This window comes from Endozoicomonas numazuensis, from assembly GCF_000722635.1.
Lineage (GTDB): Bacteria > Pseudomonadota > Gammaproteobacteria > Pseudomonadales > Endozoicomonadaceae > Endozoicomonas_A > Endozoicomonas_A numazuensis.
In genome coordinates this window covers 1,167,223-1,183,397 of record NZ_JOKH01000001.1, presented here as the reverse complement: position 1 = coordinate 1,183,397, position 16,175 = coordinate 1,167,223, and the positions used below count along the sequence as shown (strand labels likewise).

Below are 16,175 nucleotides of genomic sequence, written 5' to 3'. Positions count from 1 at the left end.
TTTACCGAGGAGCATCGTAACGATCCACTGCTATTCCCCGAGGCCTCAATACCAATTGCCAGAGCTGCAATGCTCTGGCACGAAATGCCCCGGCACACTGCAAAAGATAATAGTTCCACATACGATAAAAGGTTTCGTCATACTGTTTCTCTGGGTAATTCTTCAATAACTCAGGCCATTTCTGTACAAAGTTTTCGTGCCAGACCATAAGGGTCTTATCATAATCAGGCCCCAGATTTTGCCAGTCCTCCATCACCCAGAAACCTTCCATTGCGTGGGTAATTTGTGTCTGTGAAGGGATTTTCCCGTTAGGAAATATGTATTTCTGAATCCAGGGGTCCGTGTCACAGCTGGTAATATTCGTACCAATGGTGTGCAGTAAAAACAGTCCGTTCCTGTTTAACAACCTGTGAGCCTGTTTCATATAAGTCCGATAATTTTTCAAACCAACATGCTCAAACATGCCTACCGAAACCATACGGTCAAACTTACCTATTAAGGATCGATAATCCTGAAGCAGAATGGTGACGGGCAAACCTGCACATCGCTCCTGCGCCAGCTGCTGTTGCTCTTTTGAGATAGTTAGCCCTGTTACCTCAACACCGTAATTTTTTGCGGCGTATCGTGCCAGCCCCCCCCAGCCACAACCAATGTCGAGTAATGTTTGACCAGGCTCAAACTGCAACTTGCGACAAATCAGGTCCAGTTTATTTTCCTGAGCCTGCGCCAGATTTTCAGCGCCTTTCCAATAGGCACAACTGTATTGCATATGAGGGTCCAGTATCCGCTCAAACAGCTCATTGCCCGTATCATAATGCTGTTTTCCGACCTGAAAGGCCCTGGTTCTGGATTGCTGGTTGAGGACATGACTCACTATCCAGTTCATGATGTGCTGACCGGCAGTGATCGACTCATGATTCTGCTCTTTGAGCAATAATCGAAAAAACAGTTCATCCAGCGCCAGGCAATCCCACCAATTCTCCATATAACTTTCACCCAGACCCAGGGAGCGCTCTCGCCTGACTCTCGATACCAGCTTCGGATTATGTACTCGTATATCCCATGGCCTGTCTCCGTTTAGCCGGATGTCTGCCTTTTGCAGCCAGGCCTCAATAATGCCCATACGATGTTCGGGCTGGGAAAGATTGTTTTCAAGAGTGTCATCTGAGGATGAAGTGCCGATGTCCACAGGCATAGTGTTAACCTCGGAATTACCGGTAAAGGGCTCTATGAAAAAAAGCAGCAAATTTGATCCCCGGCAAGTCTTTATGACTGTAATCGTTTACATCGATGACAAACCATCAATTCTCAAGGGACCTAGGTAGAATTATAAAATCAGCACTATTCAACACGCTGAATGGCCTTAAACCTCAGCCATAGCGGGATGAGACAGTAGAAAGCAACACTCCCTGAAACGTCTGGCTCGCAAACAGCGAGCATTGAGCCGCAAAACGAAAGGCAGCAACCGTCGTGCGAAAGCCAAGCAAGCGGTTGCCAAACTTCACTATCGCATCAGCAACCAACGTCTGGCCATTCTGCATGAGGTCAGTGATTATCTGACGACAAACTTCAGCGTTATCGCTATTGAAGACCTTTGTAATCCCTGAGAAGTCTCAGCCCGGCATCTCCCCAGAAACACAATCGGTTTCTGACACTTATATGAAGTTGGTGAAAACCGCCATAGAGCAAAACGATATTAAAACCGCACTGGCTTTGAGGGAAAATGCTCGTCAATTACACGACCACCTGCAAAGCTTGATAATGCTTCTCTCACTGCCTTATTGAACAACCACTTCGAATATCAGCTGGTTTCGATAATGAAACGAGATGATACTCGGGCAGCTCTGACTATCATCGACAGAGCTGGGCACCTGTCTCGCGATGACGATTTTTTCTAAAAATCACATTTAAAGCGGCTCCAACCGACTCATTACAATAATAGTTGGGGCCTTGATAATATTTGAATTCAGAATAAAAACACCTTATTTCATTTTCTTCATTGATTTTCAATCGTCGTTTATTCAGTGATTTATTTAACTATCATATAAACCTGATTTTTTAGAACATTATGAGAAAAGCACACTCTTGATAAAAATTGTTGCTCACATCATTATGACCTCCCATTCTGCCGCTATTATTGAATAAGTTTTTTCGTTTCTGCTTGGCTAAAAGCAGACTAAAGTTTCTCTTTTAGACAGGCAGTCATAACCCTTGTTGTCTGTAAACACTAAAACTTCATTCATGACCGCTCATTAAACACAGGTAAGGGAATCATCAGGAGACTAAACGGAAGAGTCTTATGTCCGGTTGCGAATGAAACCTGTCCTTCAGAAAGCGCATGAGGATTATTCCCAACGCTTTTACCTGAACAGCCAAATTGATCGGGAGCCGTTGACTGATGATCAAATTACTGGGTACAACACTTGGCAAAGCCGTAGTTGCTGCGGCTATCATTCTGGCCGCCTGCAGTCCGCTTCAAGTCTTTGCCTTTCAGGATGATGAACTGGTGATCTGGGTAGGCGGTGACAAGGCCTACAACGGTATCCGGGAAGTGGCCAAGGAATTTCAGGATGACACAGGGATCAAGGTCAAGGTCGAAATTCCGGAAAACCTGACCGACCGCTTTCAGCAAGCGGCTGCGTCAGGCAGTGGTCCCGACATTCTTTTCTGGGCGCATGACCGTTACGGTGAATGGGTAAAAAGCGGGCTGATTTCACCGGTTAACCCAACCCCCGACTTCAAAAGCAAGGTTGATAATCTGGGCTGGGAAGCCATGACGGTCAATGGCAAGACCTATGGTTACCCCATTTCCATGGAAGCCATCAGCTTGATCTATAACAAAGATATTCTGCCTGCCCCTCCCAGCTCCTTTGAAGAGATGTTTCCGCTCAAAGACAAGCTGGCCGAACGCAAGGAAGGAAAAGTGACCACTATTATGTGGGACCAGATCCAACCCTACTTCACCATGCCCATGCTGGCAGCTGACGGTGGCTATGTTTTCAAGAAAACGCCCACCGGCTACGACGTCAAGGATACCGGCGTCAATGATGCAGGTGCCATGGCAGGCGGGAAAATGCTGACAGAACTGATAGATAAAGGCGTTCTGCCCAGAGGGGTAGACTACGGAGTCATGGAATCCAGTTTTAATAACGGCAAGTCTGCCATGATGATAACAGGTCCCTGGGCCTGGTCTAATCTCGACAAAGGCAAGATTAACGGCAAAAAATTAAACTACGGTGTTGCACCACTCCCCAGCATCAATGGTCAGCAATCCAAAGCCTTTGTGGGTGTATGGGGCGCAACCCTCAACAGCGCCAGTCCAAATAAGTCTCTATCCCAGGAGTTTCTTGAAAACTACCTGTTGACTGAAAACGGTCTGCGTACCATGAACGGTGACGTTCCCCTGGGTGCTGTGGCTAACAAGGCCTACATGAAAGAACTGGAAAAAGATCCTCGTATCAAGGCCACCTATGACAATGCTATCAACGGTCTGCTGATGCCTAATGTACCGGAAATGGGTAAGTTCTGGTCAGCAATGGAATCAGCACTGCTGAACATCACATCGGGAAGACAAGATTACAAGAGCGCGCTTAATGACGCAGCCAGGCGGATTGTAAACTAGGCTATTTAGCGTTGAAAACACAACCCGACAGGGCATGCCGTCGACTCTATTTCAATAGAAGGTTTCGTGCCCACTTAATGATTGCAATGGCTGATCCCGGCAGGACTAAAAAAAGAGACCTGTCGTTGTCAGCCTTTCGACAGAACCCAGCATAAAAGCCACCAACGATGACGATTGAGCCCAGCTCTCTGCATCCGTAAACGTGAACAACACCTGCCCGGGAGGCACATTTATGGAGGCTGTTCAGAAAGTCCAAAGCCCGATGACCTGGCTGGCATGGGGATTAGTTGGCCTGATTGACCTGATATTGCTCTATGGCGTGACCTTGATGTACGCCCAGGAAGAAATAGCCTTTGCCCTAACCATTCTTTTGATCGTCTGCACAGGCACCTGGGTCTTCATCAGTAACAAGGGTTACAATTATCGTTATGTCTTCCCTGCGCTCCTGGGCGTTTCCATTTTTATCGTTTTCCCTCTCATCTACACGGTCAATGTCGCCTTTACGAATTACAGTTCCAGTCATCTGTTACCTCTGGAGCGAGTCAAAAAACACCACCTGAATAAAACCTACAAAACCGAAGGTGAGTCCTACAACTTCAAGGTGTATCAGCAAGGTGATGACTACCGGTTACTGTTTATCAGTAACAAGGAAACTAACAAGCATCTGATCAGTTCCCCTTTTAACGAATTATCGATTCCTGCCCCTTTGAAAGCTGACTTTTCACCGGATCTTCCGGATGGCAAGGAACTTCCATTCAGGGACACGATCAAGCTGCGACAAACTCTGAAAAAGCTGATTGTACAGCTGCCTGATAACAGCGAACTGTCTTTGACCAGCCTGAGAAAATTTGGGCCCATGTCGAAACTTTATCGGGATATCGGTCATGATACGCTGGAAGATGTCAGAAGCGGTCACCTGCTAAAACCAGATTATGCTACGGGTTTCTATATAGAAGTGTCTGAAGGTCAGCCGATCTCAGCAGGCAAGCAGATGGGGCCGGGATTTGTCATTTATAACGGCTGGAGCAACTTCGTTCGAGTACTAAAAGACCCCGGCATTCAGGGGCCTTTTTTACAAATTTTTACCTGGACTCTTATATTTGCAGGACTCTCGGTATTTTTTACGTTGGTTATCGGCTTACTGATGGCCTGTCTGGTTCAATGGGAACCCTTGAAAGGCAACGGTGCTTACCGCTTGCTGTTGATACTTCCCTACGCAGTACCCGCCTTCATCTCTATTTTGATTTTCAGAGGTCTGTTTAACCAGAACTTCGGCGAAATCAACATGCTGCTTAACCTGCTCTTTGGTGCACAGCCCGAATGGTTCAGCAATGAGTTTCTGGCAAAAACCATGGTGGTGCTCGTCAATACCTGGCTGGGCTATCCCTACATGATGATTCTCAGTATTGGTTTGCTGAAATCAATTCCTGATGATCTGTACGAGGCCTCAGCCATAGATGGTGCGTCTCCTGTGCAGAACTTCTTGAGCATCACCCTGCCCATGATCATCAAACCTTTAACGCCACTGTTGATCGCCAGTTTTGCCTTTAACTTCAATAACCTTGTACTGATTGCCCTCCTGACTGACGGCGCACCCAACATTATTGGAGCCACTACACCGGCAGGTGCAACGGACATACTGGTGAGCTATACCTTCCGGATCGCATTTGGTCAGTATGGCCAGGATTACGGACTGGCTTCTGCCATTGCGACCTTTATATTCATTATGGTGGGCGTCATAGCCTGGGTGAACTTGAAAGCGACCAAACGGGTACTGGAGTAAACGACTATGATGGTACAATCTAGAAACCTGAGATACCGGGTATGGATGGCCAGAATCTTCATGATCCTGTTCCTTTGCCTGATTATATTCCCTTTTCTGATGATCATTTCGGTGTCTTTTCGTTCTGGGAATTTCGCCACCGGTGACTTGATTCCCAGCAATCCCAGTCTGGAACACTGGTATCTGGCGTTTGGTATTCCCTGGGAAAACGCCGATGGTTCCTTTACCCAACCTCCTTTTCCGGTTCTTTTATGGTTATGGAACTCCATCAAGGTAGCCTTTATTTCCACAGTATTGATCTTACTGCTCTCAACAACTGGGGCCTATGCATTTGCCAGGCTGAGATTTCGCTTCAAGGAATCCATGCTGACCGCCATGATGATTCTGCAAATGTTCCCAGCCGTGCTGGCACTGGTAGCCATTTACTCCCTGTTTGATCAAATAGGCGGCTATGTTCCCTGGTTGGGATTAGACAGCCTGGGGTCGGTCACTGTTGCCTATCTCGGTGGACTTGCCCTGCATATCTGGTTGATCAAAGGGTACTTTGAAACCATTGATCAATCCCTTGAAGAAGCCGCTGCGATTGATGGTGCCACGCCCTGGCAGGCCTTTCGCTTTGTATTACTTCCCCTTTCTACACCGATTCTGGCAGTGGTGTTTATCCTGGCCTTCATTTCCAGCATTGCCGAGTATCCTGTGGCTTCAGTGCTTTTACAAAGCATGGATAACCTGACACTGGCTGTGGGCTCCAGACAGTATCTGAATCCCCAGAACTACCTTTGGGGAGATTTTGCCGCAGCCGCTGTACTGTCTGGCCTCCCGATTTCTCTTATTTTCCTGCTGTGCCAACGTTGGATTGTTGGTGGCCTGACATCAGGCGGAGTGAAAGGGTAGTTGCTCAATGATGTATAGCTGTTAACCCACCCTGGGCTGTATTGCTCGCAAAATAGCGAATGAAAAACGGAAAACTCTATGGCTGAAGTTAAGCTGGTTAATGTTTCCAAAAGCTACGACCAGGGAAAAACCTGGACTCTGAAGAACATCAACCTGAACATTGCAGAAGGTGATTTTATTGCTTTTATTGGGCCTTCCGGCTGCGGTAAATCAACTCTGCTTCGTATGGTGTGTGGTCTGGAAGATATCACTGAAGGCGATATGTACATTGCCGGAGAGAAAATAAACGATTGGCCGCCCAACGAGCGTCGGGTCGGAATGGTCTTTCAATCTTATGCTCTATACCCGCATATGTCCGTTGCTGAAAACATGGCTTTTGGCCTGAAACTGGCCAAGGCAGACAAGTCACTGATCAACAGCCGGGTAGAAGAAGCTGCCCGCATTCTTCAGCTCGAAGCTTTACTGGAGAGAAAGCCCAAAGCCATGTCCGGTGGTCAACGACAAAGGGTGGCTATTGGGCGCTCTATTGTACAACAGCCAAGAGTGTTTCTGTTTGACGAACCCTTGTCCAATCTGGACGTAGCCCTCAGGGTTCAGATGCGTCAGGAAATAGCCAGGCTTCATAACAGTCTACAAACCACTTCTATCTACGTCACTCATGATCAGGTAGAGGCTATGACTCTGGCAGATCATATTGTCGTTCTCAGCCCTCTGGCCCCTGATGCTGAAAGTAACCTGGAGCAAGTAGGCAAGCCTCTGGAACTCTATCATCACCCTGCCAACCTGTTCGTTGCCGGTTTTATTGGCTCACCAAAAATGAATTTCTTTGATGGGTTTATTGAACAAACCGATAGCAACGAAACACAGGTTAAGTTGACCACTGGAGAAGTTCTCAAGGCTAACGTTGATAGCCAGGCTGCCAACCAAGGAGACCGGGTCGTACTGGGCATTCGCCCTGAAGATGCCCTTGCAGAAACCGACAACGGCAATGCAGTAGAAGGCAAGGTTGAAACAATCGAGCGACTGGGTGCTGAGTCATACATCTACATGAGTCACGACACCATTCGAGAGAATTTTATTGTCCGGGTGGAAGACTCACGAAAGCGGGAAGCCAGCAGCAAAATGAAAATTGAGCTCCCGACCCGGTTTTGTCACCTGTTCAATGCTGAAGGCAAAGCTTTTCATCGTACCCAGGCTCCCGCCTACGACTTATAAGAGAACCCGTTATGTCTGATTCCAATCTGATTGAGCAGCTGGCCGGGCACTGCGGCGTCTCAGGTGAATACAGTGACTGGTCAGGCCAGCCTGTCAGCGTTCCGACTGAATACAAGTTGCCGATTCTTGAAGCCATGGGGCTGAATGTTGAATCTGACGATACCATTAAACAGGCGATTCAAGACAGCGAGCAGCAACGATGGCAACAATTACTGCACCCTGTATTCGTTTACACACAGGGACAAGCTTGCCTGGTCAGTCTGCACCTTGAAGATCAGCAACTCGGTCATTTGTTCAAAGGAGAAATTACGCTTGAAACCGGAAGTCAGCACTTACTGACCCTGGATACCGGAGCAATGACCGTGGAGGCCAGCCGAACGTTTGAAGGAAGCACTTATCATCATCTGATGTTCAAATTGCCCGATGACCTACCTCTTGGCTACCATCAACTCTCCCTTAAAAGTGACAAGACGGAAGGGCGCTCACTGATTATTATTGCGCCTGAAACCTGCTACGAGCCTGAACAGCTTGGAAGTAGTAACAAGATCTGGGGCAGTGCCATTCAACTGTATACCCTCAGAACAAATCATGACTGGGGCATGGGGGACTTCTCAAGCCTCCGCCAGTTAGCCACTGAGCTTGCAGAACAAGGCGCCGACATTATTGGACTGAATCCTATTCATGCCCTTTACCCCGCAAACCCTCTTCACTCCAGTCCTTACAGTCCCTCAAGCCGGACGTTTATTAATCCATTGTACATTGATGTCACCGCCGTCCCGGACTTTAGTGAATGCGAAGAAGCACAGAAGCGCTTTGAAGAACCAGAATTCAAGCGGCAACTGCATCAGGCAAGAGATGAGGAATATGTCGACTACAGCCTGGTGGCATGGCTGAAGTTTGGTTTTCTAAATACGCTGTTCGATCACTTCTATCATCAGCACCTGATGAGTGAAAGCACTCGCGGCAAAACCTTTCTCAATTTCTGCAGAAATCGTGGAAATGCTCTGGAGCGGCATGCACTCTACGAAACTATTTATGAGCATTACAAAAGCCTGGATATTAATAATTGGGGATGGCCCTGCTGGGAGTCACCGTTTAAGGATCCAGAATCCAATGCAGTCAAAGAGTTTGCTCGTCATAATCAGAAACGTATCCAGTACTACATGTATCTGCAATGGCTTGCTGAAGATCAGTTAACCAAAGCTCAGGAAGCGGCCATTGAAGCCGGTATGCTGGTAGGGATCTACCGAGATCTGGCCGTAGGTGTCGACAGTGGCAGTTCAGACGTCTGGAGCAATCGCAAGTTATACTGCCTGGACGCAGGTGTAGGTGCACCACCCGATGGTGTTGCTCCTCAAGGACAAAACTGGGGGCTGCCTCCCTTTAACCCTCAAGTACTCAGAGAACAGCAATACCAGCCTTTTATTGAAATGGTCCAGGCGAACATGAGCCACTGCGGTGCATTAAGGATCGATCATGTCATGGGTTTATTAAGGCTCTGGTGGTGCCCTAAAGGAAAGACCGCAGACTATGGGGCTTATGTTTATTATCCTCTGGACGACTTTCTTGGCATTATTAAACTGGAAAGCCACCGTCGTCAGTGTTTAGTCTTCGGTGAAGATCTCGGAACGATTCCCCCCGAAATAGAAGCATCGTTGCCACCTGCCCTCTTTTATTCCAATGAAGTGGTACTGTTTGAATGTCTGGGTGATCATTTTACCCAGCCTCAGGATTACAAGCCGATGGCACTCACCTGCATCAGCAACCACGATATCCCTCCACTTAAAGCCTGGTGGAATTGCATAGACCTGGACTTGCGCCTCCAACTGGGCATTTACGATCACAACCGGGCGCAACAGGAAAAAGAGGAAAGACATCAGCAAAAGCTGGCTTTACTGAAAACACTGTCGAGTATCCACGAGTTCCCAGAAGGCATGGATCCGGATGACTTATCAACACTGGGTTATTCAAGAGAATTAATGGAAAAAGCCCACTATTACCTCGCCAGAACTGCGTCGAAGATTACGGTGATTCAACTGGAAGAGGTTTTACAGATAGAGTCCCCGGTGAATATTCCAGGCACCAGCGACGAGTACCCAAACTGGCGCAGGAAGTTGACCGATACGGTGGAGACTATATTTTCAAATCAAGCCAACCAATCTTTCTTCAAAAATGTAGGCGTGATCAGGAGACATCGCTCATAACATAGCAGCCGTTACCTCAAAAAGGTTCAGCCACTAGGCCAATCAAAAAACTCTGGTTCCCATACTCCTGCTTGGGAACCTATATGCTCTGATAGAGCTCAGAATCCAATGATATGCGAAGCATGCACTCCCACCAAGAGCCATGGGAGTGCATGTCTGGAAACTGCTCCAGCCTTTCATGACTACTTGTTAAACAGCTGATCCACCTCTTCCTGAATGCTCTTGACTTGATCCACAGTTTGCAAGGCAGCAGCGCCCTGCCCTGACTTCAAATGGTCAGCTATCTGCATCTGATAGTGATACAACACCTTTCCTGCATAACCGGCTTTGTTATCCGGTGCTTTAGGTGCACTTAATTGTTCAGCCGACTTGCCATATTGACTGACAAAGTAGCCCTCTGTTGCTCTGACAATATTCCTTAATTCAGATCTTGCATCCAGAGCATGAGAAATACTTCCAGACTTCAAACTTTTATTCACGGCATCAACATAGTGCTGTTTAACTTCTTTGGAAAAACTGTCCTCGACTGCAGGCGGTAAGTCCGCTGTCAGAGCGGTCATCGAAGTAGCAACAGGTAAAGGCACCACTTCCGAAGTGAAAGCACCTGAGCTTTTCATCGTTATGCCCAAGTGCCCCTGAATACCATGTAAAGCAACCGGGTCAGGTACCGGAGGGGGGACCACTCCTCTTGCTTTGGCAAACGCCACTTGCTCATTGATCAGGGTGGTCTTGCCCTGCCTTAATGCATCGGTGGTATAGATCAGCATACAAGTGGCACGCTCCGCTGAAGGAATACGATTGTCCACAACAAACTGTGCTTCAATACCTTCCGGTGTCGTAAACCCTGGCTTTCTGTATTTGACCTGACTTTTCGGAACGCGGCCAACAATGGAACCCTTTTTGTCTAACAGAACAATCTCTGGATAAAAAAGCGCTTCCTGATCGCCCTCTTTAATGACATAGCTATCTATGATGACTTTATGTACACCGGTCTCTGGTAATTTAAAAGCCAGAAACGGTGTTTCCCCTGAGGGTTGTTTCAAGCGTGACGTGAATTCGTTCACTACCACTCTGGCTCTGCTCTTCCCTTCAGGAAACTTCAGTGACTGGCACTTTATACCCTTAATTGAATCATAAAGTTTCCCCTCACTTTCCACCTGCTCAGGTGTTTCTTCCTGAAACGTATCGTGAATGTCCAGATAGGAACAACCTGTCAAAAATACGAAAGGTGCTAACATCCATAAACGCTTGTAGCAACGTCTTGCTCCTGACCTGCCTGCTTTCCCCGTAGTGAAAAGTGTTGTAAGAGCAGACATTCTTTTGAGAGGGACCAAAACGGTCATTGCTTTATACAACCTTTGGAACCTCCAGACCTTCTCCCACCTATTCATAGAAATTACACCTTTATTCACCAACAAGAGAAAAAATGCAGCAATGCATCACTTAACGTAACAAACGCTATAGCTCACGTATTCCAACGCCTGTAAGACAACATAGTCTGAAAATACATTCTGAGATCAAAAATCCCGCGTTTCATAAGTCGATTTACTCATAGTTTTTTTGCTGATTATTAATCTCTGGTCTAGATTTTTGTACGGGTATACCGAAGCACATAAGGGAAGCATCCAAAGGGAACATCAAAATACAAGCGTGCCAAATCGTTCACCCACTTCGCCGGAATGTTACCTGCCAACCGTAGCTTCTGGTTTATACGACGTTTACCACACAAGGTAGATCACAATGATTCAGCAACCTATCAGCCTGTCAATGCTATGCCGCAACATTTTTTTGATTTCTGCAACATCATTGTCGTCCGTTGCAATGGCAGTAGAAAATATTGATTTTCATGGCTATGGACGCTCAGGAGTTGGGCGCACAGCCAAAGGGGGCGATCAGCTATGCTTCAAAGCAGCTCAGGCACCTGTCAAGTACAGGCTGGGTAATGAGTGCGAAACCTATGCGGAGCTGAAACTGGGTTCAATGCTCTATGAAGAAAATGATGTCAGCTTTTATCTGGATACCAATGTCGCCTATAGCTCAGACCAGATAGAGAGCTATGAATCGATCAATATTTTCCTCACGGAGTTCAATGTTCAGGCAACGGGAGTCTTTCCAGCGTTACCCGGTGCAACACTGTGGGCTGGCAAACGTTTCTACCAGCGTCATGATGTCCATATGACTGACTGGTACTACTGGGATATATCCGGCCCTGGTGCCGGTATTGAGAACATCGATCTGGGTATGGGGAAACTGCATGTTGCCTGGCTCAGACATGAGGCCAACATGACTTATGTCGAAAATAACAAGCTAAAATCCGCCAATGTCGCTACGGATGTAGCAGACCTGCGCTGGAGCGGCATTCCCCTGATGGAAAACCTGACTCTGGAGCTGGGGTTTGAATTCGGCAAGGGCAACCCACCAGACAAGGCTGAGTTCAAGGACTATACCGATAAAGACGGTTATATGCTTACGGCTGAACTGACATTGGCTGAATTCATGAACGGCTACAACAAGACTTTTGTACAATATGCTACCGACTCCATGGCCGGACCGGGTATTGGACTGTCTGGCCGATATACAACCAGCTCAAATCTGTATAAGGGCAATAAAATGATGCGCGTTGGAAACCATGGGAAGGTCTCATTAACTGATCGGCTGGATATGCTCTATCTGGTCGCCTGGACCAAGGTTGATTTTGACAGTTCATTCTATGAAGATGCGGAAGGAACAATGCTCACTACAACACCCGACAACCGCACCTGGGTCACCGCCGGTGTTCGTCCCATCTGGAAATGGACCGAACTAACCAGTACTGCCATTGAGCTGGGTTGGGATAAAGTCGAAAACGCCTCCTATGTAAAAGAGTTAAACGGCTCGTCCAAAGGCTACGACAGTCAGCTGTACAAATTCACAATAGCCCAACAGTTCCATCCCAAGTTTGGAGCCTTGGTCAGACCGGTCATACGAGTTTTTGCAACCTACGCCACATGGGACAAACTTGGAGATTGCCCAAGCGGCAGTAAAGATGCTTGCAGTGTTGCAGGTATAGTCGATAAGCCCTTTAGTGAAGATGGCAGCAGCTTCAATGATACCGGAAAAAAGTATGCTGACACCTTTGGCAAGGACACCAGTGGCTGGACATACGGTGTCCAGTTTGAAGCCTGGTGGTAAACCATTACCGTTGATATGTCGTGTACAAAGGGGCCATTTTTAACGGCCCCTTTTTATTGATCAAAATTCAACCAACCTTTGCTGAATTGTCATTTTACTGAAGTATGAGCAACCACCCCAAGGTTAATACCAGACTTATCCACAGCCTTTGGGGATATGTTTTAACCTTCTTAACCAACTCAATAACTCCCTGAACAATTTAAATAAGCGGCGGCACCGGTCAAGCCCGGATGCTCTGACAGTATCAACGAAGTAGGTATCCCGGACATGTAGCTTTTCATCTTGTCTCTTCGTTCAAACGCTTTCCTGAATGTACCTTTAGCCACCAGCTTGCTCACTCGAGGAATGATACCTCCGGCAATATAGACACCTCCCCTTGCTCCCATAATCAACGCCGCATTCCCTGCGGTATTACCCAATATCTCAAAAAAGTGATCCAGCACCTCATAGGCCAAAGAATCATGCGCCTCCAGAGCCTGTCCGGTAATGTCTGCTGCCTGCAGTCTATCCAACCGGCCATCGAGACTGGAGTGCGCTTCATAGAGCAACTCAAGACCCGAACCCGAGAGGATTCTCTCTACGCCGAGTAAGCCCCCAACTTCTTTACGAATAAATCGCCAGACACTGATGTCTCTTTCTGAAGCGGGAGCAAAATCTGCATTCCCTCCTTCCCCAGGCAGAGCTTTCCAGCCCAGAGGGGTTTCAATCAGTCCACAGACGCCCAAGCCTGTACCTGGGCCTATGACCAGTTTGACCGCATCCGGGTCCACCTCCAGCTCTGGACCTATCGTCATTAATTCATCTGGAGGGAGATGTGGCACCGCTAATGCCTGAGCAGCAAAGTCATTAATCAATTCCATCACTTCAAGGTCAAAATCTTGCCTGAACCGCTGTTGATCAATCTGCCAATGACTGTTTGTAAAACGAACCTTTCCATCCAGAACCGGACCAGCCACGGCCAGACAGGCTCTGGCGATCGTCTCAACCCCCTGATTTTTCAGATAGGCTCTGACAGCCTCTTCAAGGTCGGGATAATCAATACTGGACATTCTCTGAATACCCTCCAGCACCAGGCTGTGAGGGTTCACCAGGGCAAACCGGGCATTGGTACCACCAATATCACCCACCAGAGATCGCAACGCTGTAGTCATCATATACACCCAAGTTAAGAGAAAACCCGGTAGCCTGACTTCGAATAGCACTCGAGCGAAAAGTTCAGTCGATCGAGCTATCTATTCTCGGTCAGCCTCCTATTGGCTTCATGACAAGTGCGGATGTCAGTATTATAATCCCGCGCCCAGAATCGTGACCTGAAATGAGCGATTGAAAGAACCTTTCTTCGCTTCGGCAGAGAAAGTTTATCCTAATAAAGCGTTTGGACCCCTTCTATGACAGTTGCTTCAGAAAACGTTCCCAATGGCTCGTTATCCACTAAAGGTTTTGAGGACCGTTTTGGAGGGAGCCGCCGCCTCTATGGAAGCGATGCCGTAGACAAACTGCGACAATCTCATGTTTGCGTTATAGGCATCGGGGGGGTCGGCTCCTGGGCAGCAGAAGCTTTGGCCAGAACCGGTGTGGGCACCATTACCCTGATCGACCTGGATGATGTCTGTGTCACCAACATCAATCGTCAGCTTCATGCCACAACAGAAACCATTGGCCAGTCCAAATGTGAGGTCATGACCAGCCGAGTCCTCTCTATTAACCCTGAGTGCCAGTGTCATGTTATTGAAGACTTTATAACGGTGGATAACCTGTCAGAACTGATCACTCAGGACTTTGATTATGTACTGGATGCTATCGACAGTTTCAGGGTCAAGGCAGCCCTGATCAATCACTGTAAAAGGAACAAGATTCCCATCATTACTACAGGGGGAGCAGGTGGTCAGATGGACCCGACCCAGATTCAGATTACCGATCTCACCAAAACCTGGCATGACCCTTTGGCAAGAAAAGTCAAAAGCCACCTGAGAGATTTCCATGGTTTTACTAAAAACAGTAAACGAAAGTTTGGGGTGGACTGTGTATTCTCTTCAGAGCAAGCCGTATACCCTCAACCGGATGGTACGGTGTGTCAGCAAAAACCCTCTGACCTGAGCACCACCAAAATGGATTGTGCCAGTGGCTTTGGTGCAGCAACAGTGGTCACTGCAACGTTTGGATTTGTGGCGGTTTCTCGCATTATTAAAAAGCTCACCGAAAAGAAAGCATGATCACTGGAAAACGGAACGACTTTTAAACGGCTCTGAACAAGATAGATTCTATAAATGTTCAGAGCACTGAAGAACTTTCAATAACAAAGAAACTGAAAAATAATCTTTTATGCTGTTAAACACGATTACACGACTGTTTCCTTTGTGGGCTGTTATCTTTTCAGCCCTCGCTTATTCTTTTCCTGACGGATTCAATCACCTTGGCTACCTTATTGCGCCCGGGCTCAGTTTGATCATGCTGTTTATGGGTCTGACGTTATCTCTTAACGATTTCGCTAGTATCAAAAATCGTCTGCCTGCATTATCAATCGGAGTAGTAGTTCAATTTGGCATCATGCCTTTTGCCGGATTATTGATTGCACAACTTCTTAACCTGCCCGTCGACCTGACAGTAGGAATGATTCTGGCAGGCAGTGTTGCTGGCGGAACAGCCTCAAATGTACTGTGTTACCTGGCCAAAGGCGATGTTGCGTTATCTATTTCAATGACCGCTGTATCCACTTTAATTGGCGCTTTTGCTACCCCTTTGTTAATCAGCCTTCTGGCCCACCAGTATATTGAAGTGGACCCTTTGGCAATGATGTGGGGTCTGGCAAAAATTGTTGTTTTTCCAGTAGCACTGGGAGTGTTGACCAATCACTTCTGCCATCGATTCGTGCAGCAGCTGAACCCGGTATTTCCGCTCTGCTCTATGGCGACCATCATTCTGGTGATTGCTGTTGTCGTTGCCTCCAATGCTCAGGATCTGCCAGAAATTGGATTGATTACTGTTCTGGCTGTGGCATTGCACAATGGCGCTGGGCTGAGTCTGGGTTATCTGGCCGCTCATCTGCTGGGCTTTGGCCGTAAAACGTGCAAGACCGTAGCCATAGAAGTGGGTATGCAGAATTCCGGCCTGGCCGTGGTACTGGCCACCCAGTTCTTTACACCTGCAGCGGCTTTACCTGCGACGTTCTTCAGTATCTGGCACAACATGACTGGTTCAGCCCTCGCCACCTGGTGGGCTCGAAAGGATTCTGAGGTCTGTAAGCCTTAAGTTTATGAGTATAAAGTCAGGGAAGAGCAGCAAACGC

Annotated in this window: 12 protein-coding genes; 9 read left to right on the top strand and 3 right to left on the bottom strand. The window is 47.5% G+C overall.

From position 1 onward, the window contains the following. Window position 1: 1 nt before the first annotated feature. Window positions 2–1,195 carry a cyclopropane fatty acyl phospholipid synthase gene (cfa, locus tag GZ78_RS05210; RefSeq protein WP_051785923.1) on the bottom strand — a complete coding sequence of 398 codons (1,194 nt, stop codon included), beginning with the start codon at window positions 1,193–1,195 and terminating at the stop codon, window positions 2–4. Window positions 1,196–1,409: 214 nt separating this feature from the next. Here cfa and GZ78_RS28125 point away from each other — a divergent pair, with 214 nt between their 5' ends. From GZ78_RS28125 to malQ, 6 genes are all read left to right on the top strand, one after another. Further along, complete coding sequence (locus GZ78_RS28125; RefSeq protein WP_081869677.1) at window positions 1,410–1,607, top strand: transposase; 198 nt, start codon at window positions 1,410–1,412, stop codon at window positions 1,605–1,607. Between the two features lie 791 nt (window positions 1,608–2,398). Further along, window positions 2,399–3,622, top strand: coding sequence for a maltose/maltodextrin ABC transporter substrate-binding protein MalE (malE, locus tag GZ78_RS05205; protein WP_034833296.1), 1,224 nt, complete (start codon window positions 2,399–2,401; stop codon window positions 3,620–3,622). 232 nt (window positions 3,623–3,854) lie between these two features. Next, window positions 3,855–5,405, top strand: a complete 1,551-nt coding sequence (gene malF, locus GZ78_RS05200) for a maltose ABC transporter permease MalF (RefSeq protein ID WP_034833295.1) — start codon at window positions 3,855–3,857, stop codon at window positions 5,403–5,405. A gap of 6 nt (window positions 5,406–5,411) precedes the next feature. Beyond that, entirely contained in the window at window positions 5,412–6,299 is an 888-nt protein-coding gene (malG, locus tag GZ78_RS05195; protein WP_034833293.1) for a maltose ABC transporter permease MalG, read from the top strand. Window positions 6,300–6,377: 78 nt separating this feature from the next. After that, complete coding sequence (ugpC, locus tag GZ78_RS05190; protein WP_034833291.1) at window positions 6,378–7,514, top strand: sn-glycerol-3-phosphate ABC transporter ATP-binding protein UgpC; 1,137 nt, start codon at window positions 6,378–6,380, stop codon at window positions 7,512–7,514. Between the two features lie 11 nt (window positions 7,515–7,525). Then, entirely contained in the window at window positions 7,526–9,718 is a 2,193-nt protein-coding gene (malQ, locus tag GZ78_RS05185) for a 4-alpha-glucanotransferase (protein ID WP_051785834.1), read from the top strand. A 182-nt stretch (window positions 9,719–9,900) separates the two neighbouring features. Here malQ and GZ78_RS05180 read toward each other — a convergent pair whose 3' ends face one another. Continuing rightward, window positions 9,901–11,061: a MalM family protein gene (locus tag GZ78_RS05180; protein ID WP_236631478.1), complete on the bottom strand. Its 1,161-nt coding sequence runs from the start codon at window positions 11,059–11,061 to the stop codon at window positions 9,901–9,903. Between the two features lie 397 nt (window positions 11,062–11,458). On the opposite strand from GZ78_RS05180, the gene GZ78_RS05175 reads away from it, so the two are divergent. Then, window positions 11,459–12,889, top strand: coding sequence for a maltoporin (locus GZ78_RS05175; RefSeq protein WP_034833289.1), 1,431 nt, complete (start codon window positions 11,459–11,461; stop codon window positions 12,887–12,889). A gap of 179 nt (window positions 12,890–13,068) precedes the next feature. Here the strand turns inward: GZ78_RS05175 and glk are convergent, their stop codons facing one another. After that, window positions 13,069–14,043, bottom strand: a complete 975-nt coding sequence (glk, locus tag GZ78_RS05170) for a glucokinase (RefSeq protein ID WP_051785833.1) — start codon at window positions 14,041–14,043, stop codon at window positions 13,069–13,071. 234 nt (window positions 14,044–14,277) lie between these two features. Here glk and tcdA point away from each other — a divergent pair, with 234 nt between their 5' ends. Then, window positions 14,278–15,102, top strand: coding sequence for a tRNA cyclic N6-threonylcarbamoyladenosine(37) synthase TcdA (gene tcdA / locus GZ78_RS05165; protein ID WP_034833287.1), 825 nt, complete (start codon window positions 14,278–14,280; stop codon window positions 15,100–15,102). Between the two features lie 109 nt (window positions 15,103–15,211). Continuing rightward, complete coding sequence (locus tag GZ78_RS05160) at window positions 15,212–16,138, top strand: bile acid:sodium symporter family protein (RefSeq protein ID WP_201772650.1); 927 nt, start codon at window positions 15,212–15,214, stop codon at window positions 16,136–16,138. Window positions 16,139–16,175: the final 37 nt, after the last annotated feature.